The sequence below is a fragment of the Aeromonas sp. 600282 genome, assembly GCF_049175755.1.
Classification (GTDB): Bacteria; Pseudomonadota; Gammaproteobacteria; order Enterobacterales; family Aeromonadaceae; genus Aeromonas; species Aeromonas veronii_A.
Genome location: NZ_JAAKVR010000020.1, coordinates 37093 through 58606, shown reverse-complemented (window position 1 = coordinate 58606; position 21514 = coordinate 37093). Strand labels below are relative to the sequence as shown.

Annotated in this window: 17 protein-coding genes; 6 read left to right on the top strand and 11 right to left on the bottom strand. The window is 60.2% G+C overall.

Annotated features, from left to right (window positions below; all coding sequences use genetic code 11):
* Positions 1–17: 17 nt before the first annotated feature.
* The 6 genes from G5137_RS17615 to G5137_RS17590 form a co-directional block, all read right to left on the bottom strand.
* Positions 18–470: an Rrf2 family transcriptional regulator gene (locus G5137_RS17615; RefSeq protein WP_033114760.1), complete on the bottom strand. Its 453-nt coding sequence runs from the start codon at positions 468–470 to the stop codon at positions 18–20.
* 333 nt (positions 471–803) lie between these two features.
* Entirely contained in the window at positions 804–1643 is an 840-nt protein-coding gene (locus G5137_RS17610; RefSeq protein ID WP_216979891.1) for a PfkB family carbohydrate kinase, read from the bottom strand.
* A gap of 106 nt (positions 1644–1749) precedes the next feature.
* The gene (locus G5137_RS17605; RefSeq protein WP_033114758.1) at positions 1750–2721 is read right to left on the bottom strand and encodes a LysR substrate-binding domain-containing protein; all 972 of its coding nucleotides are present in this window, start codon (positions 2719–2721) and stop codon (positions 1750–1752) included.
* A 155-nt stretch (positions 2722–2876) separates the two neighbouring features.
* Complete coding sequence (locus tag G5137_RS17600; RefSeq protein WP_421255735.1) at positions 2877–3605, bottom strand: glutamine amidotransferase-related protein; 729 nt, start codon at positions 3603–3605, stop codon at positions 2877–2879.
* An 86-nt stretch (positions 3606–3691) separates the two neighbouring features.
* On the bottom strand, positions 3692–5188 hold the full coding sequence (locus tag G5137_RS17595; RefSeq protein ID WP_227341755.1) for a CoA-acylating methylmalonate-semialdehyde dehydrogenase: 1497 nt from the start codon (positions 5186–5188) through the stop codon (positions 3692–3694).
* 81 nt (positions 5189–5269) lie between these two features.
* The gene (locus G5137_RS17590; RefSeq protein ID WP_421255734.1) at positions 5270–6601 is read right to left on the bottom strand and encodes an aspartate aminotransferase family protein; all 1332 of its coding nucleotides are present in this window, start codon (positions 6599–6601) and stop codon (positions 5270–5272) included.
* 186 nt (positions 6602–6787) lie between these two features.
* Between G5137_RS17590 and G5137_RS17585 the strand changes: the two genes are divergently transcribed.
* The 5 genes from G5137_RS17585 (at position 6788) to G5137_RS17565 (ending at position 11529) form a co-directional block, all read left to right on the top strand.
* A complete protein-coding gene (locus G5137_RS17585) occupies positions 6788–7330 on the top strand; it encodes a cupin domain-containing protein (RefSeq protein ID WP_042012327.1) in 543 nt (180 codons plus the stop codon).
* Positions 7331–7455: 125 nt separating this feature from the next.
* Complete coding sequence (locus G5137_RS17580; RefSeq protein ID WP_216952314.1) at positions 7456–8952, top strand: aldehyde dehydrogenase; 1497 nt, start codon at positions 7456–7458, stop codon at positions 8950–8952.
* A gap of 125 nt (positions 8953–9077) precedes the next feature.
* Positions 9078–9248 carry a hypothetical protein gene (locus tag G5137_RS17575; RefSeq protein ID WP_005341999.1) on the top strand — a complete coding sequence of 57 codons (171 nt, stop codon included), beginning with the start codon at positions 9078–9080 and terminating at the stop codon, positions 9246–9248.
* A 118-nt stretch (positions 9249–9366) separates the two neighbouring features.
* Positions 9367–10290: an EamA family transporter RarD gene (gene rarD / locus G5137_RS17570; RefSeq protein WP_216952315.1), complete on the top strand. Its 924-nt coding sequence runs from the start codon at positions 9367–9369 to the stop codon at positions 10288–10290.
* Between the two features lie 129 nt (positions 10291–10419).
* Positions 10420–11529 (top strand): YeeE/YedE thiosulfate transporter family protein, encoded by a 1110-nt coding sequence (locus G5137_RS17565; protein ID WP_216952316.1) that lies wholly within the window; start codon positions 10420–10422, stop codon positions 11527–11529.
* Between the two features lie 129 nt (positions 11530–11658).
* Here G5137_RS17565 and mgtA read toward each other — a convergent pair whose 3' ends face one another.
* From mgtA to G5137_RS17550, 3 genes are all read right to left on the bottom strand, one after another.
* The gene (mgtA, locus tag G5137_RS17560) at positions 11659–14421 is read right to left on the bottom strand and encodes a magnesium-translocating P-type ATPase (protein WP_421255733.1); all 2763 of its coding nucleotides are present in this window, start codon (positions 14419–14421) and stop codon (positions 11659–11661) included.
* Between the two features lie 1221 nt (positions 14422–15642).
* On the bottom strand, positions 15643–16737 hold the full coding sequence (gene ompA, locus G5137_RS17555; protein ID WP_216952325.1) for a porin OmpA: 1095 nt from the start codon (positions 16735–16737) through the stop codon (positions 15643–15645).
* 125 nt (positions 16738–16862) lie between these two features.
* Positions 16863–17429: a TetR/AcrR family transcriptional regulator gene (locus G5137_RS17550; RefSeq protein ID WP_266135668.1), complete on the bottom strand. Its 567-nt coding sequence runs from the start codon at positions 17427–17429 to the stop codon at positions 16863–16865.
* 76 nt (positions 17430–17505) lie between these two features.
* On the opposite strand from G5137_RS17550, the gene G5137_RS17545 reads away from it, so the two are divergent.
* Positions 17506–17958, top strand: coding sequence for an HPP family protein (locus G5137_RS17545; RefSeq protein ID WP_266135676.1), 453 nt, complete (start codon positions 17506–17508; stop codon positions 17956–17958).
* Positions 17959–18007: 49 nt separating this feature from the next.
* Here the strand turns inward: G5137_RS17545 and ilvA are convergent, their stop codons facing one another.
* Both ilvA and ilvD read right to left on the bottom strand, forming a co-directional pair.
* Positions 18008–19528 (bottom strand): threonine ammonia-lyase, biosynthetic, encoded by a 1521-nt coding sequence (ilvA, locus tag G5137_RS17540; protein WP_421255732.1) that lies wholly within the window; start codon positions 19526–19528, stop codon positions 18008–18010.
* A gap of 3 nt (positions 19529–19531) precedes the next feature.
* Positions 19532–21373: a dihydroxy-acid dehydratase gene (ilvD, locus tag G5137_RS17535; protein WP_257696752.1), complete on the bottom strand. Its 1842-nt coding sequence runs from the start codon at positions 21371–21373 to the stop codon at positions 19532–19534.
* Between the last annotated feature and the right edge of the window lie 141 nt (positions 21374–21514).

Below are 21514 nucleotides of genomic sequence, written 5' to 3'. Positions count from 1 at the left end.
TTCTTGCTTCCTGCCCATCAGGCCATCGCCAGAATTGACTCCTGCTCGATGCCCAGCAGATGGCAGAGACGGTTCGGATCGCGCACCGCATCGGCCAGGGTGTACTCACCCAGCACTTCGAGGAAGGCGTTCATGGCGCGGCGCAAAATGCCCTGAATGCGGCAGCCACCGGAGAGACGGCAGTTCTCGCGCTTGCAGTCGACCGGACAGAGCACGTGCTCCATATCCATCACCACATCGCGCAGGTTGATGGAGACCGCGGAGCGACCGAGGCGGATACCGCCATGCTTGCCACGTACCGTCTCGATGTACCCCTTGATGCCGAGCTGGTGCACTATCTTGACCACGTGGTTGCGAGAGATGCCGAAGGTATCGGCCACTTCGGTAATGGTCGACAGGCGATCGCCCGGCTGCACCGCCAGGAAGGTCAGGGTACGCAGGGCGTAGTCGGTAAATCGTGTCAGTTGCATGGTCGCACTTGCCTCTTACTACAAGCCAGGAATCAGGACGACAACATTGAGCTAAGAGGCAGGAGACAACCGGTTTGCCTCTGTTCGCCATTGGTTCGCCAGAGGAGGGGCCTGTCTCTTAATCTGAGTTGCGGAGTGACAAGGTTAAGAGCAGCACAACCGGGTGTCGATGAAGATGCACATAAATCGACACTTTCTTTGATTGATCGCAAACTTGCCGGGTTAGCCCGGCGTTTACCTCCATTCTGGCGGCTAAATTTCCCGAAATTCCTCACCGCCGCACCCAACAGACAAGAGGGGAAATCTCCCTTCGAACAGTGAATAAACGGGGCGTCAGTGCGGCTGTTTCAGCCAGTTTTTCAGCGCGACCGATGGGATGGAGCTCTCGGAGGCGACGGCAAACGCCCCCCAGTCCACCGCGCACTGTAGCGCATCCTTGATCGCCATGCCGCGCGCCAGGCCATGGATCAATCCGCCAGCGAAAGCATCCCCTGCTCCCGTGGTATCGACCACCGAGACTGGCCGCGCGGCGACCCTAATCTGCTCGTCGCCATGGATGGCCACCGCCCCCGCCTTCCCTTCGGTCAACACAAGCCATTCAAGCTGCTCACCCGCCAACTGGCGGGCATGTTGCCAGGGGTCACTTACCTCGCCGAGATCGGAGCGGGAGGCCACCAGCACATGGCAGGGACGGCGCGCTTGGCCGCCCTTGGGATACTGGGCCAACACAAAGCTCTTGCCGAGCATCTGGCGCATATAACTGATGATGGCGGTGCCGGGATAGTTCACGTAGAGGCAGTCGATCCCCTCCTGTGGCAGATCACCGGGCAGATCGGGACGACGGGGACGGCGAAGTATGGTGCGCTCGCCGGTGGAGTCCACCAGGATCAGCAACTCGCCGGTCTCGCCGCCAAAGCGCTCCACATGGCTGCAATCCAGCCCGTAACCGGCCGCCTGCTCCAGCAGCCAGTCGCCGGTCTCGTCCAGCCCGATGCGTGAGGCAATGGTCACCTCGTGACCCGCCCACACCAGCCCGATGCCGGTATTGGCGGCACCACCTCCCAGCCTGCGTCCCTGATCCACGTATTGCAGCCGGGCCCCCGCCACCAGCGGTTCGGAGAGGGAGAGCACATGATCACAGTTGAGATTGGCAAGCAGCAGAATACGTGACATAGAGACCTCGGACGATGGAGATAGCCCAAAAGAGACAGGCTGAACCCCGAGTAGAGCCCAGCCTGACTGAAGAGACAACCGTAAGCGATCGGTAATCCGATCGGGATCAATAGATGGGCAGTTCCACCCCGGCCAGCAGCTCGTCGATGCGCGCCTGGGTCGGTTGTTGCATCACGCTCTGGATCACCTCCTTGGTGAGGTGAGGCGAGAAAGAGCTGATGAAGTCATACATGTAGTTCTGCAGCAGAATGCTCTTGCTGAAGCAGATTTGGGCCGGACAGGGCTTGAACAGGTGCTCCAGATTGATGGAGACCAGCCCGGGGCTGTCGGTGTCGTTGGCCACCAGCGAGGAGATGATGCCGATGCCAAAGCCCAGCTCCACATAGCGCTTGATCACTCCGGCATCCATTACCGTCATGTAGTAGCTCGGGGTCAGCCCCGCCGCCTGAAACACCTCATCCTGCACCTGCCGACCGGTGGCACCGCTCTCGTAACTGAGGATGGGGTAGTGGCAGAGCTGCTCCAGGGTCGGCTTCTTCACCTTGGCCAGCGGGTGATCCTGCGGCACCACCAGCGAGAGGGTCCAGAGGTAGGCGGGCAGCGCGATCAGCTCCTTGTCGAAGCCAATTTCGTGGGCAACGATGGAAAAATCGGAGTAACCCTTGCTGATCTGCTCCTTGCTCGCCGACATCACCGGATGGAGGTGGAACGAGATTTTGGGGTACTTCTTGGTGAAGTAGGTAACCGACTTGGGCAGCAGATAGCGGGCGATAGTGTGGGTAGTGTGAATGTTGAGGGTGCCCACGGTCGGATCCAGATACTCACGGGAGATCGCCTTTATCTTGCTCTCGATGTTGAGCATCGCCTCGGCACACTTGATGATCTCCTCGCCCACCGGGGTGATGCGGTGCAGATGCTTGCCACGGCGCTCGAAGATCCGCACTCCCAGCTCGCTCTCCAGCAGGCCGATCTGCTTGCTGACCCCGGGCTGGCTGGTATAGAGCGCATCGGACGCCACCGAGACGTTGAGGTTGTGGTCCCGGATCGCGATCAAGTACTTCAATTGCTGTAGTTTCAAGGCTTCACCCTCTCAAGCTGGTACGGCGATCACGCCAGACAAACAGGCCGCCACAAAGGGCGGCCAGTGTATCATCCGATCCCGACATCGCAGCGCTTGATCCTTCATTTTGCTACAAAATCTAGCACCCGAAGGGGGTCGCTGACAAACCGGGCTCAGGCTGCGCCGGCCCGCAGCGGCAGGATCCCCAAAAACTGCAGCAACCACTGCATCATGGTGGTCGAATCCACCTCTCCCTCCAGCGAGGAGAGGCTGCTCTGGTAACGCTCGTCGGGTAACAGGCCTCGGCGCCGCTCGATCAGCGCCCGGTTGTACTCCACCGAAAATTCCGGATGTCCCTGAATGGCAACTATGTTGTTCCCCTGCAGGAACATGAAGTTGGGGCAAAAATCGTTGCCCGCCAGCCGGGTCGCTCCGGGGGGCAGCAGGGCCACCTGATCCTGATGACTGGCCAGAATACGGATCTGATCACGAGACGGCGCCATCCAGGGCTCATCAGCCAACATGGGGTGCACCGACACTCCCAGCCCCCACCCCTTGGTAGACTTCACCACCTCGCCCCCCAGCGCCTGGGCGATCACCTGATGACCAAAACAAATCCCGGCCAGCTTGACGTCGGCATCATGGGCCCGACGGATCCAGCCACGCAACGCCTGGATCCAAGGGATATCGCTATAGGCATCGTGGCGCGAGCCGGTGATGAGCCAGGCATCGCACTCGTGCAGATCCTCCGGCAGCTCCCCATCGATGGCTGACCAGACCCGAAACTCCAGCTCGGGTGCCAGCGGCTGAAACCCCCTGATAAACATCTCGGAGTAGACGGGGCCAAAACGATCCGCCAGATCGGGATCCAGCCGGTCACAATCGAGAATTCCCAATCGCATCTGTTGCTCCTTTACAGAAGTGCCCCCGCAGACCAGCGATCTGCGGGGGCAAGAGAATCAAATCATGGTGGTGAGCCCTGGGCTCATCACTTCATGGTTGGCATGGAGAACTCGGCACCACTGCGCAGGCTCTGGGGCCAGCGCGCCGTCACCGTCTTCATCCGGGTATAAAAGCGAACCCCATCCGGCCCGTGCATGTTGAGCGGCCCGAAGATGGAGCGCTTCCAGCCGCCAAAGCTGTGAAACGCCATCGGCACCGGAATGGGAACGTTCACCCCTACCATACCGACCTGTACCCGCGCCGTGAAGTCCCGCGCGGTGTCGCCGTCGCAGGTAAAGATGGCGGTGCCATTGCCGTACTCATGTTCATTGATGAGTCGCAGCGCCGTCTCGTAGTCCGGCACCCGCACGATGGAGAGCACGGGGCCGAAGATCTCCTCGCGATAGATGCGCATCTCGGGGGTCACCTCGTCAAACAGGCAGCCACCGATAAAGTAACCCTCGTCGTGGCTCAGCGTGCGACCATCGACTCGCAGCGCGGCCCCTTCGGCCACCCCCTGATCCACATAACCGCGCACCTTGGCCAGATGCTCCTTGCTGATAAGCGGCCCCATCTCGTTTTCCGGGCTCTGGCCCAGCCCCGGGCCCACCCGCAGCTTCTCAACGAGCGGTTTCAGTTTGGCTACCAAGGCATCGGCGGTCTCGTCACCCACTACCACGGCTACCGAAATGGCCATGCAGCGCTCACCCGCCGCCCCATAAGCAGCCCCCATCAGAGCTGAGACCGCCTGATCGAGATCAGCATCCGGCATCACCACCATATGGTTCTTGGCGCCGCCCAGCGCCTGCACTCGCTTGCCGTGGGCCGAGGCGGTGGCATAGATGTACTGGGCGATGGGGGTGGAGCCGACAAACGACACGGCGCCGACCCGCGGGTCGGTCAGCAGCACGTCCACCACCTCCTTGTCACCGTTCACCACGTTGAGCACGCCGTCCGGCAGACCGGCCTCCTTGAGCAGCTCGGCCATCCGCAGCGAGAGAGAGGGATCCTTCTCGGAGGGTTTGAGAATGAAGGTGTTGCCGCAGGCAATCGCGACCGGGAACATCCAGAGCGGCACCATGGCCGGGAAGTTGAACGGGGTGATGCCGGCGCAAACCCCGACCGGCTGCATCATGGAGTAGCTGTCTACCCCGCGACCGACGTTGAGGGAGTGCTCCCCCTTGAGCAGATGGGGAATGCCGCAGGCAAACTCCACTACCTCCAGCCCGCGGGTCAGCTCACCCTGCGCATCGGAGAAGACTTTGCCGTGCTCGCGGCTGATGAGCTCGGCCAGCTCGTCCCTGTGCTGCTCCATCAGCTCTTTGAAGCGGAAAAAGACCCGAGCCCGCACCAGCGGCGGGGTTTGCGACCAGTCGGCAAAGGCACGCTCGGCGATGGCGATCGCCTCCTGACACTCGGCGGCGCTGGAAAGCCCAACGCTCCCCTGCTGCTTGCCGCAGGCTGGGTTGAAGATGGCGCCCTGGCGCTCGCTACGACTCTCCTGCGGCTGGCCGTTGATGAAGTTGCTGACCCTGTATGTCATGTATCCTCCGTGATAATTGATGTGGTGATTGCGCTGAACAAGACAACGCAAGGCCCCGCCAGCGCGGGGCCATCAAATGGGTTAGGGTTGTGCCTGCAGGGCATCCTGCAGCAGGGTGAAGAGATCATCGATCTGGCTGCGCTCGATGATGAGGGGTGGCGACAGGGCGATGATGTCGCCGGTCACCCTGATCAGCGCCCCCTTCTCGAAGCAGCGGACAAACACCTCATAGGCGCGCTTGCCCGGCGCATCCGGCATGGATTCAAGTTCGATACCGGCCACCAGCCCGTAGTTGCGCACATCCTTCACATGCTTGCAGCCCTTCAGCGAATGGGCCGCCTCCTCCCAGTAGCCCGCCAGATCCGCGGCGCGGCTAAGCAGGTTCTCGTTGCGATAGATCTCGAGGGTCGCCAGACCCGCAGCAGCAGCCACCGGATGACCGGAATAGGTGTAGCCGTGGAACAGCTCGATAGCCCCCTTACCTACCGCCATCATGTCGTCATAAATATGCTTTTGCACCAGCACAGCTCCCATGGGGATAGCGCCGTTGGTGAGCCCCTTGGCGCAGGTGATCATGTCGGGGATGACATCGAACTCCTGCGCGGCGAAGGGAGAGCCAAGGCGACCGAAACCAGTGATCACCTCGTCAAAAATCAGCAGGATGCCGTGTTTGGTGCAGATCTCCCGCAGCCGCTTGAGGTAGCCTTTGGGCGGCATCAGCACGCCGGTACTGCCGGCGATGGGTTCGACGATCACCGCCGCTATGTTGCTGGCATCGTGCAGAAAAACGATCTTCTCCAGCTCGTCGGCCAGCGCCACATCCTCCTCAGGCAACCCTTTGGTGAAGGCATTTTTGGCGATGTTGAGGGTATGGGGCAAATGATCCACCCCGGTCAGCAGGGAGCCAAACCACTTGCGATTGCCAGGAATGCCCCCCACCGAGATGCCGCCAAAGCCAACCCCGTGATAACCCCGCTCGCGACCAATCAGCCGGGTGCGGGTGCCCTGACCGCGAGCCCGCTGCCAGGCCAGTGCGATTTTGAGCGCGGTATCAACCGACTCTGAGCCGGAGTTGGTATAGAAGACATGGCCAAAGCCCTGGGGAGCGATCTCCACCAGCCGGTTGGCCAGCTCGAACGGCAACGGGTGGCCCATCTGGAAAGTGGGGGCGAAATCGAGGTGGGAAATCTGCTGGGAGACCGCCTCGGCAATCTCGCGCCGACCATGGCCCGCGTTGCAACACCAGAGTCCGGCAGTGCCATCCAGTATCTTGCGGCCATCCTCTGAGTGATAATACATCCCCTCCGCCGACTTCAGGATGCGCGGCGCCGCCTTGAACTGCTGGTTGGCGGTGAACGGCATCCAGAAGGCGGACATGTCGGAGGGAGTATTGATGTCGCTGATCGGTTTCATGGTCACCTCATCCTTAAGGTGTTTAGCAACTATTGGCCATTGCCTATTAAATTAAACACCTGAATCCATAAAAAAGGGCTCATTATCGCCCTGTCTGATGCCACCCCTAGCTAGATGACTCTACAGGGTGGTATAAGATATTTAACACAAATTTAATAATAGTAAACAGTCAAGGAGTGTCTATCGATGGATATCGGTCACCGTCTCAAGGCGGTTCGCACCAAGGCGGCCCTCTCCCAGCGCGAGCTGGCCAAACGCTCGGGCGTGACCAACGGATTCATCTCCCAGATCGAAAAGAATCAGGTGAGCCCGTCAGTTGCCTCCCTGCGCAAGGTGCTGGAAGGGATCCCCATGTCACTGGCCAGCTTCTTTACTGACGAGACCGAAATGGACTCCGAAGTGATCTTTCGCGCCGCCGATATGCCGGATCTCGGCACTCACCCCATCAGCTACCGGCTGGTGGGCCACAGCCGTGCCAACCGTGCCATCGGCATGTTGCAGGAGGTGCTGCCACCGGGCGCCGACACTGGCGACGACATGCTGAGCCACGAGGGTGAAGAGTGCGGCATCGTTATCAAGGGCGAGGTTGAAGTGACCGTGGGTGAGCAGATCTACCTGCTGACACCGGGGGACGGCTACTACTTCGACAGCCGCACTCCTCACCGTTTTCGCAATGTGGGCGAGCAGGAGTGCGTATTGATTTCGGCCAATACCCCCGCCAGTTTCTAACAGGGTGATAAGGGGTCAGCCAGCCGCCAATGTTTAATGAATTGTTACAAAATGGATTTACAAGTGGCAGGATGTTTAGCATATTGATACGCGGACAATGACTTTTGCCGGTTCAAGGAGTGAACATGAGTGACCTGACCCTGGCCCAGTGGCAACACAAGGCCGCCCATCTGACCCTGCCCTCACAAGCCTTTATCAACGGTAGCTATCGGGATGCCGTCAATGGTGCCACCTTCGACTGTATCAACCCGGCCAACGGCAAGCTGCTGACCAAGGTAGCAGCCTGCAATGCCGCCGATGCCGAGCTGGCGGTACAGGCCGCGCGTGATGCCTTCAACGACAAGCGCTGGAGCGGCCTGCCGCCGAAACAGCGCAAGCTGATCATGCAGCGCTTCGCCGAACTGATGCGTCTCAACAAGGTGGAGCTGGCACTGCTGGAGTCGCTGGACATGGGCAAACCCATCGGCGATGCCATGGGCTACGATGCCCCTGCCGCCGCCAACTGCATCGCCTGGAACGCCGAAGCGATCGACAAGATCTACGATCAGGTCGCGCCGGTCGAGGAATCCGCCCTGGCGCTGGTGACCCGGGAACCGCTCGGGGTCGTTGCCGCCATCGTGCCGTGGAACTTCCCGCTGGTGATGGCCTGCTGGAAGCTGGGGCCGGCGCTCGCTACCGGCAACTCGGTCATTCTCAAACCTTCCGAAAAGTCCCCCCTGACCGCCTTGCGTATCGCAGGTCTGGCCAAGGAGGCAGGCATTCCTGACGGCGTGTTCAACGTGCTGCCGGGCTTTGGCCATACCGTGGGCGAGGCGCTGGCCATGCACATGGATGTGGATTGCATCACCTTCACCGGATCCACCAAAATCGGCAAGCACCTGGTGGAGTGTTCCGGCAAGTCCAACCTCAAGCGCGCCTTTATGGAGTGCGGCGGCAAGAGCCCCAACATCATACTGGCGGATGCGCTGGACCTGGATACCGCGGCCAAGAGCGCCGCTGGCGCCATCTTCTACAACCAGGGCGAGGTGTGTACCGCCGCCTCTCGCCTGCTGGTGCAAAACAGCATCAAGCCGCAATTTATGGAGCGACTGCTGGCCCATGCCCGCGAGTGGATCTCAGCCAACCCGCTCGACCCTGCGACCCGCATCGGCGCCATGGTGGATCACATCCAGATGGAGCAGGTGCTGCGCTATGTCGAGATTGGCAAGCAGGAGGGAGCCAAGCTACTGCTGGGAGGCAAACGCACCAATCTTGAGAGCGGCGGCTTCTATATCGAGCCCACCATCTTCGACGAGGTGACACCCGAGATGCGGATCTTCCGCGAGGAGATTTTCGGCCCTGTGCTGGCAGTGACCGGTTTCGACACGCTCGAAGAGGCCATTGCACTGGGCAACGACACCGACTACGGGCTGGCAGCAGCGATCTGGACCGCGGATCTCAACAAGGCGGTGAAGGGTTCCCGCGCCCTGCGTGCTGGCACCGTATTCGTCAACAACTGGGATGGCGGCGACATGACCATGCCGTTTGGTGGCTTCAAGCAGTCTGGTAACGGTCGTGACAAGTCGCTGCACGCGCTGGAGAAGTACACCGAGCTGAAAAGTACCTGGATCCAGCTCGAATAAAGGTATAAATAGCCATCATCATCAGCAATGGGGGAGAAATCCCCCCTTTTGCATTTTGGTCTTCCATCAGGCGGCACAATCGATATAATCATCAAATAAGCAAACCATTAAATATAAAGACAAAAATGCTATTTTTTCTGGGAAGCGTACTTTTTCTGGTGATCGGGTTGCCCCTGCTGTTTTTCGTGCTGGGGCACGGCGAGGCCTACGTGACCTGGGGCCCCTGGATCTCCGCCATCGCCCTGATGTTGTGGCTGTTGATGGACGTCGACAAGATCCGTCGCGGCAAAGGCTGACCAGCTTCCAACCGTATTCTCAAACTTCGTTTATTCGCTTCTTTCCTCGATAAAGGATCGCTACACTGATTTTTTGCGATGTTTTCCCGCATCCAACGCATCAGTAAAGGTCATCCGCATGCCGCAACAGATCCAGCGCCAGGGCGTCATCTACGCCCTGTGCGCCTATACCCTTTGGGGCATAGCCCCCATCTATTTCAAGACCATCTCTGCCGTCCCGGCCGCTGAAATTCTGACCCACAGGATGATCTGGTCCTGCGTGCTGCTGATGGTGCTCACCCTGGCTGGCCGCCAGTGGCACAAGGTGCAGGCAGTGCTGCGTCAGCCAAAAGTGCTGCTCACCCTAGCTTTTACCTCGGTCACCGTTGGCGGCAACTGGCTGCTGTTTATCTGGGCCATCAACAACGGCCACATGCTGGATGCCAGCCTCGGCTACTACATCAACCCGCTGTTCAACGTGCTGCTGGGGATGGTGTTTCTGAGCGAGAAACTGCGCCGCCTGCAGTGGTGGGCGGTGGCGCTGGCCTTTGCCGGGGTGACGATCCAGCTTATCGCCTTTGGCTCCCTGCCCTGGATTGCACTGGTGTTGGCATCGAGCTTCGCCATCTATGGCCTGGTGCGCAAAAAACTGGCCCTCGATGCACTTACCGGTCTGCTGATCGAAACCATGATCATGCTGCCACCGGCAGCAATCTATCTGTGGGGCATTGCCGACAGCCCCACCAGCCATCTCACCCAGAACGACTGGCACCTCAACCTGCTGCTGATCGCTGCTGGCGCCGTCACCACAGCCCCTCTGCTCTGCTTCACCGCCGCCGCGACACGGCTCAAGCTCTCCACACTGGGCTTCTTCCAGTACATAGGCCCCAGCCTGATGTTCATCCTCGCTGTCACTCTCTACGGCGAGGAGCTGGCAATGGACAAGGCTCTTACTTTCGCCTGTATCTGGAGCGCGCTGCTGATCTTCACGCTGGATGGGCTGCGCAACGGCAAGCGTCCTGCTGCAACGAGCAATATAAAGCCTTCAAAATCAAATCAGTAGCTAACAAAGTCATCAGAAGCGATATGCCATTTTCTCGCCCCCTGACCTGTTAAACCGGTAGCCTTGGACTCAATGTGGGAATAGGATCCGCACTCCCTATTCTCCATCCAGCTATAAGGAATTACAGCTATGACTCGAAAATGGTCGCTCCCCATCGTGGCAATCGCGGGGGGAGCGTTACTCTGGCTTGGCAACACCTTTGGTATGAAATGGGCCCTGATGGCCCTGATCGGATTCGGCTTTGGCTTCACCCTCTCCTTCAGCCGCTTCGGCATCGTGTTCGGTTGGCGCGAAATGCTGACCAAGCGCAACAGTTACTATGTGCGGGTTCACCTGCTCACCATCGCCATCGAAATTCTGCTGTTCACCACCTTCCTCTCCTTTAGTCACGCCCTGTTTGGCGATGCCATGGTGGGCAACGTGATGGCTATCGGCATTCCCTTCATCGTCGGTGCCTTCCTGTTCGGCATCGGCATGCAGCTGGCAGGCGTCTGTGCCACCGGCACTCTTTATTGCTGCGGCGAGGGACAACCCCGCTTCTGGCTGGTGCTGATCTGCTACGGAATCGGCACCCTCATCAGCAACCAGTTCCGCCCCGAACTGGAGGCCACCTTCTCCAGCCATGTGGTGCTGGCCAAGGATTTGACCGGCAATATCTGGAGCGGCATGCTGCTCAACCTGGCGCTGGTCGCCGCGCTGTTCCTGCTGTTTCGCAACAGCGAACTCAAGCGTACCGGCGAACTCAAGCCCCTCTTCAGCGGCGGCAACCTGTTCTGGCGCGATGGCCGCTTCACCGTGCTGACCGGCGGCATCATCATCGCCATACTCAACTCCACTGTCGTCGCCCTGCACGGCTCGGCCTGGACCATCACAGGCGCCGTCTATGACATGGCGCTGCGCGGCGCCTCTCTGTTCGGCCTGTTCGAGGGCAACCCCAAGCTGGCCCAGCCACTCTTCATCAATCCCATGGTCGGCATGTTCTGGCTCGGCATTCTGGGGGCCATGCTGGCGCGCTGCATCAGCGGTGGCGGAAACTTCGCCCCGATGCGGATCGGCAACAGTCTGGCATCCATCCTCGGCGGCCTGCTGATGGGGATGGGCGCCATGTACAGCGCCTGCAACCTCGGCGGCTTCTTCGACGGCACCGCCTCCGGCAGCCTGCACGGCTGGGTCTGGATGCTGATGGCCCTCGCCGGCAGCCTGATCGGTATTCGCCTGCGCCCGCTGTTCAAGCTCTAAGCCACAGGCCGGTACTCGCCAACAAGGGAGTCGGGTCACACCAAATAAAGAGAGCCAGTCCGCTTGCGTGGGCTGGCTCTCTTTTTTCTGTCGCGCCGGGATCACACCGGCCCGTCAGCTAGCACGTCATCAGAACCACTGGCCGTGGCGCTTGATGTAGATGCTCTTGACGGTCTGGGTCAGCCCCATGTAGGCCAGCATGGTGATCACCAGCCACATGAAGTACTTGGGCCCATCCAGAGTGATGAAGCCGAAGTGCTCAGCCACAGGCGAGAAGGGCAGGTAACAGCCGATGGCAATGGCGATCGAGGTGGAGAGCAGCACCGGCAGGGTAGCGGTACTCTGCAGGAACGGGATCTTGCGGGTACGCAGCATATGTACCACCAGCGTCTGCGACACCAGCCCCTCGATAAACCAGCCGGAGTTCATGATGGCCTGACCGTTGACCAGCGGATCCATACTGCCGTTGGCGGTGGCATAGAGGGCGCCAGCACCGAACACGAACCACATCAGGCAGTAGGTGCTGATATCGAACACCGACGAGGTCGGGCCGAGCCAGAGCATGAAGCGCTTGATGTTGCTCGCCTCCCACTTGCGCGGCCGCTTGAGGAACTCGGGATCCATCTTGTCCCACGGCAGCAGCATCTGGGAGACGTCATACACCAGGTTCTGGATCAGCATCTGCATCGCCAGCATGGGTGCCCATGGCAGCCAGGCGGAAGCCACCAGCACCGAGAAGACGTTGCCGAAGTTGGAACTGGCGGTCATGTTGAGGTACTTGAGGATGTTGCCAAAGGTCTCGCGCCCCTTGATCACCCCCTCCTCCAGCACCATCAGACTCTTCTCCAGCAGGATGATGTCGGCGGTCTCCTTGGCGATGTCGGCACCGCTGTCCACCGAGATCCCTACGTCCGCATCCCGCAGCGCCGGCGCATCGTTGATGCCGTCACCGAGGAAACCGACGGTGTTGCCGTTGGCCTGCAGCGCCTTCACCACCCGCGACTTCTGCAGCGGGGTGAGCTTGGCGAAGATGGTGGTCTGCTTGACCACCTCGCACAACGCCACGTCATCCATTCCTTCGATATCCTTGCCGAGCAGCGGTAAGCCGGGCTCCAGCCCTACGTCACGACACACCTTGCTGGTGATGATGGGATTGTCACCGGTCAGCACCTTGACCGCCACACCATAGTCGTTCAGCGCACGGATGGCCGGTGCGGCCGAATCCTTGGGCGGATCGAAGAAGGTGAGGAAGCCGCGCACCACCAGATTGACCTCATCACTGGTACGATAGCTCTGCTTGCACTCGCCTGCCGGGATCTCGCGGGTCGCCACGATCAGTACCCGATAGCCCTCGGCATTGAACTCCTCGCTCTGGCGCAGCAGGGCAAGGCGATCGGCGTCGGTCAGATCCCGCACCTCCTGGCCATCGGCGATCTGGCTGGAGACGGCCAGCATCTCTTCCACCGCCCCCTTGGAGACCATCAGCTGCTGGCCACGCTCATCCTGTACGATCACCGACAGACGGCGGCGCACGAAGTCGAATGGCAACTCATCCACCTTGCTGTAACCAGCCGGCTTGCAGCCAGCTCCCAGCACATCGGCATGCTCGATCACCGCGATGTCCATCAGGTTCTTCATGCCGCTCTGATGATAACTGTTGAGCCAGGCCAGCTGCAGGATCCGGTCGTCCCGGTTGCCACGCACGTCGTAGTGGTGCTCGAGGATGATCTTGTCCTGGGTCAGGGTACCTGTCTTGTCGGTGCAGAGCACGTCCATGGCACCGAAGTTCTGCACCGAGTTGAGCCGTTTGACCACCACCTTGCGCTTGGCCATGGCCACCGCCCCTCGCGCCAGGTTGGCGGAGACGATCATCGGCAGCATCTCGGGGGTGAGCCCTACCGCCACCGCCAGCGCGAAGGTGAGCGCCGACATCCAGTCACCACTGCTGATACCACTGAGCATGAAGACGATGGGCACCATCACCAGCATGAAGCGGATCAGCAGCCTGGTGACGCTGTTGACGCCGCGATCGAAACTGGTCTCGATGCGCTTGTGGCTCACCACGTTGCGGGCCAGCGAACCGAAGTAGGTGTCGCTGCCGGTGGCCACCACCACAGCCTTGGCTGTACCGCTCACCACGTTGGTGCCCATGAAGCAGATGTTGGGCTGATCGAGCAACCCCACGTCCCCTGTGCTGTTGCCGTCTGCCGACTTCTCGGCCACAGCTCCCAGAGTGTCATACTTCTCTACCGGCAGTGCTTCACCGGTCAGCACCGCCTGGCTGATGAAGAGATCGCGGGATTCAATCAGCTTGATGTCGGCGGGGATCATGTCTCCCGCCTGCAAGTGCACTATGTCTCCGGCCACCAGCTCGGTCATTGCCACCTCCTTGCGCTGGGGGGTAGCGCCCGGCGAGGGACGACGCTGTACAGTGGCAGTGTTGCGCACCAGTGACTTGAGCGCCTCGGCCGCCTTGGCGGAACGGTACTCCTGCCAGAAGCGCAGCAGACCGCTCAGGCCCACCATGACACCGAGGATGATCACCTTGACCCAGTCCTCATCACCCGGCTCGGCCATCAGCACGTCCATCACGTAACTGACCAGCCCAAGCACCATCAAGACCATCACAAACGGGTTTTTGAACGCCTGCAGCAGCTGGATCAATGGATGAGGCGGTTTGTCGTGGGTCACCTCGTTGGGGCCAAACTGGACCAGACGATTGGCCGCCTCGGTCGCGGTCAGGCCGTCGATATTGCCGCGCACGGCAGTGAGGGTGTATTCGAGGGACTTGTCGGCCTCGTCGAGCACCCGGGAGGAGAGCTTCTCATTGGCACGGCCCGGGGCGACGAACCCCTGTTGCTTGTGCCGGCTGGCAGTATGTTGTTGCTTCATAACTTTAAATCCTGATTTTCGCTTGCAGAAGGGCCCTGTCGCGGGCCAGGCCAGGCGTCAGTACTGATATCGAAAGCTGTGAACCCGACTCGTTGCCGGCACGCTCAACTGGCGCGCACGGGGCGGCTCGTCAGACAAATGTCTGCCGTCGAGCTAACCTGCATGGTTGGGTCAGATCAGGGGTCAGAACACCGCATCCCGTCCCCGCAGGGGGGATCAGGAGTGGGGAGACGTGAACCCCGAGGGTCGAGGTTTGGGCTCTTCGGTCATACGATATCCTCCGAGTGGGGTGGAGAGAGGGCCGGACGAACCATGGACAGCGATACACACTGTCGTTGGCAGGCATGGCCGCGAGTCTGCATTATCAGCGGACCAATCCGGTGATCCCGCAACTAGAGCGGCATCACCCATAAAGAAAATCAGGATTACGACAGTTTGAAATAACTGGATGCGGGCAGGAAATAGTATCAGTGATATCTGGCGGGTAAGAACATCGGAGAAAACCACGCCTATAGAAATATTACAGCGCGACCCTTGCCACCGCCGAAATATATTAATCAATCACATCATTTATTTTAATGTGCAACCTGCCATATCGAAAACGAAATAGTTTTCAATATGAGATTATCCATCTTGTTATTTTACGCTTGATCCCTTCCCGACCACGGCACGGATGCATGGTTCCGACGCTGTGACGGCCCTGACGGGCAGTACCGGGATGCATGATGAAGCGTTCAATTGCAGGGGTCGCGAGGCGCGCATGGCTCGCAGATGAGCGGAACGATCCAGATTTACAACCGGAATCCCTGATGAAGGCGGGATAAAGAGGTTGTGAGAGTCGATGCTGACTCATATAGATGCTGCACTCTATGCTTGTGATTCGAGCAATCAGAGTGAGAGAGAAGATAAAATATTCGGCCTCAGCTCTGGTAAACCCGCATCGCGATTTGCAATCGGCTACAACTGTCGCAGTCCATAATATTTACCTGTCTATTGATAACACGCAGAGATTCTAACCAAAAGGATCTTCAGGCGCAAAGTTTAATTCTATTTTTTTACCCTGTAATTTCCTGGAAATATAATAACTATTCCTATTAGGAAAAGATTCGATAACTCATGATGTTGGCAAATCAGGTCTGCACCACCATCCGATCACGCTGACCATAGAAAACGGGAGGCCTGGCCTCCCGTTCTTCTCGAATCCCATCTCTAGCCGCAGCATCACTGCGCCGGCTGGGAAACCCCTTCCAGATGGATTTCAACCCGACGATCCGGTGCCAGACAGGCAATCAGCTCCTGTTTGGAACGGCTGGCGCAGTTGTTGCCAGTGACCGGATTGGCCTTGCCACGCCCTTCGACCCGTACCTTGTCAGCATACAAGCCTTTGGCTACCAGATAGCTGGCCACGCTCTGGGCCCGCTTCTCGGAGAGGGCCAGGTTGTAGTTGTCGGAGCCGATGCGGTCGGTATAACCGACCACGGTCGCGACGCCATCCTTCGGATTGGCCGCCACAATCTGGCTGAACAGGGCATCGAGCGCCTGGCTGGCGGCTGGTTTCAGGGTCGCCTTGTTGAACTCGAACAGCACATCGGAACTCAGGCTGAAGGTCTTGGGCTCCACCACCACAGCCGGGGCAGGCTCGGCTGCCGGAGCTGGCGCCGGCACAGCAACCTCACCCCCTTGCTGACCGAAACGATAGAGCATGCCGAACGAAATCAGGCCGTTATCCAGCTCGATGCCTGAGCGATCGAGAGAGGCATCTCCCAGCGGCGTAGTGTACTGGTACTCCAGACGGGCGGCCCAGTCACGATCGATGGCGTACTCGGCACCCAGCGCCCCGACAAATGCGGCGCCATGCTTTTTACCGGTCTCGCTGCTATTGGCGAAGCTGATCTCGCTATCCGTCCAGGCATAGGCACCGCCGAGCCGGCCATAAAGATCGAGCACATTCGTTGCCGGGAAGCTGATCTTCATGGTGGCCTGAATCATCTGGCTCTTGGCTTCGGTATTGAGGGTATTGGCGCCGGTGCCCGAGGTGGTGTCGTATTTGCCAAGCCAGTCATAACCCAGCTCGAACCCCAGGTTGGGGTTGAGCTGGTAACCGGCGAACAGACCCAGACCCAGATCATCCGTGTTCTCGCTGGTATTACCCAACGTCTGGGCAATCGACTCGGCATACTGGTTGTGGTCAACGCCATAGTAATTGGACCAACCGGCCTTGCCACCGACATACCAGGTATTATCCTGAGCAGCGGCCTGCACGGCTCCGGCCGCCAGCAAACCACTGACCAATACGGCAAGCATGGATTTATTCATATTTTCGCCTCTGCAATAAGTCGTTATGGGCGCCTGAGTGCGCACTCTCCCTGTGTGAAGCCGTCAGGCGGCCTCTCCGCCGATCAGGGTATCCCATCCGAACGCAGCCTCAAATGACCAGCATCTCAGGAGTGTGAAGCGGCCTGCATTATCGCGCCATCGTCGGCCAAAATGGTCTTTGCCAGCATTCTGGCCTGCTCCAGCGCCAGTGGCTGCTGATAGCTGTGAGCCATCACGATCGCCCCCTCCAGCAACAGGCAAAGCTCGGTGGCCTGTGCCAGAGAACAGTTGAGCTGGTTTATCACCCAGCCCAATAACGCCTGCTTGTGGGCCATCACCAGCTTGCGCACCGGATGGCGTGGGTCGGCAAACTCGGCGCTGGCGTTGATAAAGTTGCAGCCATAGAAATCAGAGCGGCCAAACCACTCTGCAAAACCGTCAAACAGCGCCTGCAGGCGAGCTTCACGTCCGCTCACACCGGCCAGCCGCTGGTCAAGCAAGGCGAAGAACTCCCGGTCACGAACGAGCAGCACCTCCTCAATCAAGGCATCCTTGGTCGGGAAGTGGCGATAGAGGGTGCGCTTGGTACTCCCCGCCTCGGCCCAGATGCGATCTATGCCGGTGGCATGAAAGCCATGACGGTTGAACAGACGGTAGGCCGTCGCCACCAGTTGTTGACGCTTCTCACTCATGATTTGCCTCTTGAAGTACACCGATCTGTCTACCTAATGTGCCTAATCAGTTCTGGCAAACCAAGAGGAAAGCATGATGACAAAATGGTATGGCCCGTTATGGGCAGGTGTGAGCGCCGCACTCACCATCGGCATATTGGGATGGCTCAATCTGAGCTGGCATGTCGCGCTAGTCATGGCACCTTTCGGGGCCAGCTGTGTGTTGTTGTTTTCCCTGCCAGATAGTCCGCTGGCGCGCCCCAAAAACGTGCTGGGTGGTCACCTGCTGACGGCCTGCGTCGGACTGGTCATCGGCATGCTTCCCCTCCCTGCTGAAATGCAGATGGCTCTGGCAACCGGGCTGGCTATCGCACTGATGCAGGGACTGAATATTCTTCACCCTCCGGCAGGCGCCAATCCCTTGCAGATCCTGATGACAGGACAAGAGCCAGCATTCCTGTGGCAAACGGTGCTGCCCGGCACTCTGCTACTGATGGCGCTGGCCCATGGATTTCAATGGCTCAGACAGAAGTTCCCAATTGCAGCTTAAAAACAGAGGGAGGCCAACGCCTCCCTCCTTCTTCATAGCGATCTCGCCATCAACTAGCCAGGAATAACCGGTAGGCGGGGTCGTCGCTCACCTCTTTCCAGCCGTAGCCAATCTCGCGCAGGTAGTCGTGGAAGGCGGCCACGTCCTCGTCCGGCAGCTCGAAGGCGCAGAGCACCCGACCGTAGTCGGCACCGTGGTTGCGGTAGTGGAACAGGCTGATGTTCCAGCGACAGCCGAGGGTCTCGAGGAAACGCATCAGGGCGCCAGGCTGCTCCGGAAACTTGAAGCTGTAGAGACGTTCACCAAGGGGCCGGGCCGGGCGGCCGCCAATCATATAGCGCACATGATTCTTGGCCAGCTCGCTCTCGGTCATGTTGACCACCGGATAGCCGTTGCCGCCGAGCTGATCGATGATCTGGCCCAGCTCCTCGTCACCGCCGGTGAGGCGCACCGAGACGAACAGCGAAGCCTGCTCGGCATCGGCGTAGCGGTAGTTAAACTCGGTCACCATGCGCGGCCCGAGCTGACGGCAGAAGTCGAGGAAGGCCCCCTTGCGCTCGGGGATGGTCACCGCCAGCATGCCCTCGCGCTTCTCGCCGATCTCGCAGCGCTCCGACACGTAGCGCAGGCTGTGGAAGTTGACGTTGGCGCCGGACAGAATGGCCGCCATCCGCCCCCCTTTGATCTGCTCCCGCTCGCTGTAGGCCTTGAGGCCCGCCAGCGACAGGGCCCCCGACGGCTCGGCGATGGCGCGGCAGTCATCGAAGATGTCTTTGAGCGCGGCGCAGATCTGGTCGTTGGAGACGGTCACCACCTCGTCCAGATACTGGTTGCAGAGACGGAAGGTCTCCTCGCCGATGCGCTTGACCGCCACCCCATCAGCAAACAGCGAGACCCGCTCCAGATTGACCGGCTCGCCGGACGCCAGCGCGGCCTTGAGGCAGGCGGAGCCCTCCGCCTCCACCCCGATCACCTTCACATCCGGCAGCAGCTGCTTGATATAGACCGCCACCCCGGCGGCCAACCCGCCACCGCCCACCGGCACGAATACGTGGGTGAGGTGGGTATCCTGCTCCAACAGCTCCTTGCCGATGGTACCCTGGCCAGCGATCACCTCGACGTCGTCAAACGGCGGGATCAGGGTGTAGCCCTCTAGCGTGGCGAGGCGGCGGCTCTCGCCGTAGGCCTCGTCGAAGCTGTTGCCGAACAGCATGACGTTGCCGCCCTGACGGCGTACCGCATCGATCTTGATATCCGGCGTGGTCTTGGGCATCACGATGATCGCCTTGATGCCGAGCTTGGCGGCCGACAGGGCGACCCCCTGCGCGTGGTTGCCAGCAGAGGCGGCGATAACGCCGCGCGCCTTCTGCTCCTCGGTCAGGGTGGCGATCTTGTGGTAGGCACCGCGCAGCTTGAAGGAGTGGACCGGTTGCAGATCCTCCCGCTTCAAACTGACATGGTTGCCGAGCCGCTCGGAGAGTTTTTTCAACGTTTGCAACGGGGTCACTCGCGCCGCCTCGTAGACGGGAGAGAGCAACACCTTGCGTAGATAATCCGCCGCAGAGACCATGATTTATTCCCCCAGCATCGAGCGATCGCGAACCGCGCCTTTATCGGCGCTGGTGGCGAACATGGCGTAGGCACGCAGGGCAAAGGAGACCTGGCGCTGACGATCGAGCGGCTTCCAGCCACGGGCTTCCACGGCGACACGGCGGGCGGCCAGCACGCTGTCGGCCACCTCCAGCACCATGCTGCGGGCCGGGATATTGATGCTGATGATGTCGCCATCCTCCACCAGACCTATGGTGCCGCCAGAAGCGGCTTCCGGCGAGACGTGGCCGATAGAGAGGCCCGAGGTACCGCCGGAGAAGCGACCATCGGTGATCAGGGCGCACGCCTTGCCGAGCCCCATGGATTTCAGATAGGTGGTGGGGTAGAGCATCTCTTGCATGCCCGGGCCCCCTTTCGGCCCTTCGTAGCGGATCACCACTACCTCGCCCGCTTTAACTGTACCGTCGAGGATGCCGTTCACCGCGCTCTCCTGACTCTCGAACACCCGTGCCGGGCCACGGAAGGTGAGGTTCTCCTCATCCACCCCGGCGGTCTTGACAATGGCGCCGTTGACCGCGAGGTTGCCGGAAAGCACGGCGAGGCCGCCCTCCTGGCTATAGGCATTATCCAGCGAGCGGATGCACCCTTCGGCTCTGTCCAGATCCAGCTCCGGCCAGCGGCAATCCTGACTGAACGCCTTGGTGGTGCGGATCCCGGCAGGGCCGGCGCGGTAGAAGTCCACAACCTCCTGACTCGGCTGGCGGCTGACGTCATATTCATCGAGCTGTTCGACGAGGGAGCAACCCAGCACGGTACGGGTATCCCCGTGCACCAGACCCGCTTTTTCCAGCTGACCCAGAATGGCGACCACGCCGCCGGCGCGGTGTACATCTTCCATATGGTACTTCTGGGTGGAGGGTGCCACCTTGCAGAGCTGCGGCACCTTGCGGGACATACGGTCGATATCGGCCATGGTGAAGTCGACCCCGGCCTCCTGCGCCGCCGCCAACAGGTGCAGCACGGTATTGGTGGAGCCGCCCATGGCGATATCCAGCGCCATGGCGTTCTCGAACGCCGCCTTGGTGGCGATATTGCGCGGCAGTGCCGAGGCATCGTCCTGCTCATACCAGCGCTTGGCCAAAGTCACGATGCGCTGGCCTGCCAGCTTGAACAGCTGCTCGCGATCGGCGTGGGTCGCCAGCATGGAGCCGTTGCCCGGCTGGGAGAGGCCGAGCGCCTCGGTCAGGCAGTTCATGGAGTTGGCGGTAAACATGCCGGAGCAGGAGCCGCAAGTAGGGCAGGCACTGCGCTCAACCTGTTCGCTCTGGGCATCCGACACCTTGGGGTCGGCGCCCTGGATCATGGCATCCACCAGATCCAGCTTGATGATCTGGTCGGAGAGCTTGGTCTTGCCCGCTTCCATCGGGCCGCCGGAGACAAAAATGACCGGGATATTGATACGCAGGGCGGCCATCAGCATCCCCGGGGTGATCTTGTCGCAGTTGGAGATGCAGACCATGGCGTCGGCGCAGTGGGCGTTGACCATGTACTCCACCGAGTCGGCGATCAGCTCCCGCGATGGCAGGGAGTAGAGCATGCCGCCGTGGCCCATGGCGATGCCGTCATCCACGGCGATGGTGTTGAACTCTTTGGCAACGCCCCCCGCGGCTTCGATCTCGCGCGCCACCAGCTGGCCCAGATCCTTGAGGTGGACGTGACCCGGTACAAACTGGGTGAAGGAGTTGACCACGGCGATGATAGGCTTGCCGAAATCCTGATCGGTCATTCCGGTAGCACGCCAAAGGGCGCGGGCCCCGGCCATGTTACGTCCGTGGGTGGTGGTGGCGGATCTCAACTTCGGCATTGTCTCTACTCCCTGAATGCCCATATGGGCTCGATGCGTTATGCGGTGATGATACGAGTGGATCGGAATCGACCCTGGTGAAGACTCCTCAGGGAAGCGCTCACCGGAAGCGACTCGGGGAGGCATGACGCCTCCCCTCTC

Excerpts from the sequence above, each read along its gene's own strand:
- G5137_RS17615 (WP_033114760.1), bottom strand. The coding sequence starts at position 470 with ATGCAACTGACACGATTTACCGACTACGCCCTGCGTACCCTGACCTTC.
- G5137_RS17550 (WP_266135668.1), bottom strand. The coding sequence starts at position 17,429 with ATGAGTGAGAAGCGTCAACAACTGGTGGCGACGGCCTACCGTCTGTTC.
- mgtA (WP_421255733.1), bottom strand. The coding sequence starts at position 14,421 with ATGAAGCAACAACATACTGCCAGCCGGCACAAGCAACAGGGGTTCGTC.
- G5137_RS17590 (WP_421255734.1), bottom strand. The coding sequence starts at position 6,601 with ATGAAACCGATCAGCGACATCAATACTCCCTCCGACATGTCCGCCTTC.
- G5137_RS17565 (WP_216952316.1), top strand. The coding sequence starts at position 10,420 with ATGACTCGAAAATGGTCGCTCCCCATCGTGGCAATCGCGGGGGGAGCG.
- G5137_RS17610 (WP_216979891.1), bottom strand. The coding sequence starts at position 1,643 with ATGTCACGTATTCTGCTGCTTGCCAATCTCAACTGTGATCATGTGCTC.
- G5137_RS17580 (WP_216952314.1), top strand. The coding sequence starts at position 7,456 with ATGAGTGACCTGACCCTGGCCCAGTGGCAACACAAGGCCGCCCATCTG.
- rarD (WP_216952315.1), top strand. The coding sequence starts at position 9,367 with ATGCCGCAACAGATCCAGCGCCAGGGCGTCATCTACGCCCTGTGCGCC.
- G5137_RS17545 (WP_266135676.1), top strand. The coding sequence starts at position 17,506 with ATGACAAAATGGTATGGCCCGTTATGGGCAGGTGTGAGCGCCGCACTC.
- ilvD (WP_257696752.1), bottom strand. The coding sequence starts at position 21,373 with ATGCCGAAGTTGAGATCCGCCACCACCACCCACGGACGTAACATGGCC.
- ilvA (WP_421255732.1), bottom strand. The coding sequence starts at position 19,528 with ATGGTCTCTGCGGCGGATTATCTACGCAAGGTGTTGCTCTCTCCCGTC.
- ompA (WP_216952325.1), bottom strand. The coding sequence starts at position 16,737 with ATGAATAAATCCATGCTTGCCGTATTGGTCAGTGGTTTGCTGGCGGCC.
- G5137_RS17585 (WP_042012327.1), top strand. The coding sequence starts at position 6,788 with ATGGATATCGGTCACCGTCTCAAGGCGGTTCGCACCAAGGCGGCCCTC.
- G5137_RS17575 (WP_005341999.1), top strand. The coding sequence starts at position 9,078 with ATGCTATTTTTTCTGGGAAGCGTACTTTTTCTGGTGATCGGGTTGCCC.
- G5137_RS17595 (WP_227341755.1), bottom strand. The coding sequence starts at position 5,188 with ATGACATACAGGGTCAGCAACTTCATCAACGGCCAGCCGCAGGAGAGT.
- G5137_RS17600 (WP_421255735.1), bottom strand. The coding sequence starts at position 3,605 with ATGCGATTGGGAATTCTCGATTGTGACCGGCTGGATCCCGATCTGGCG.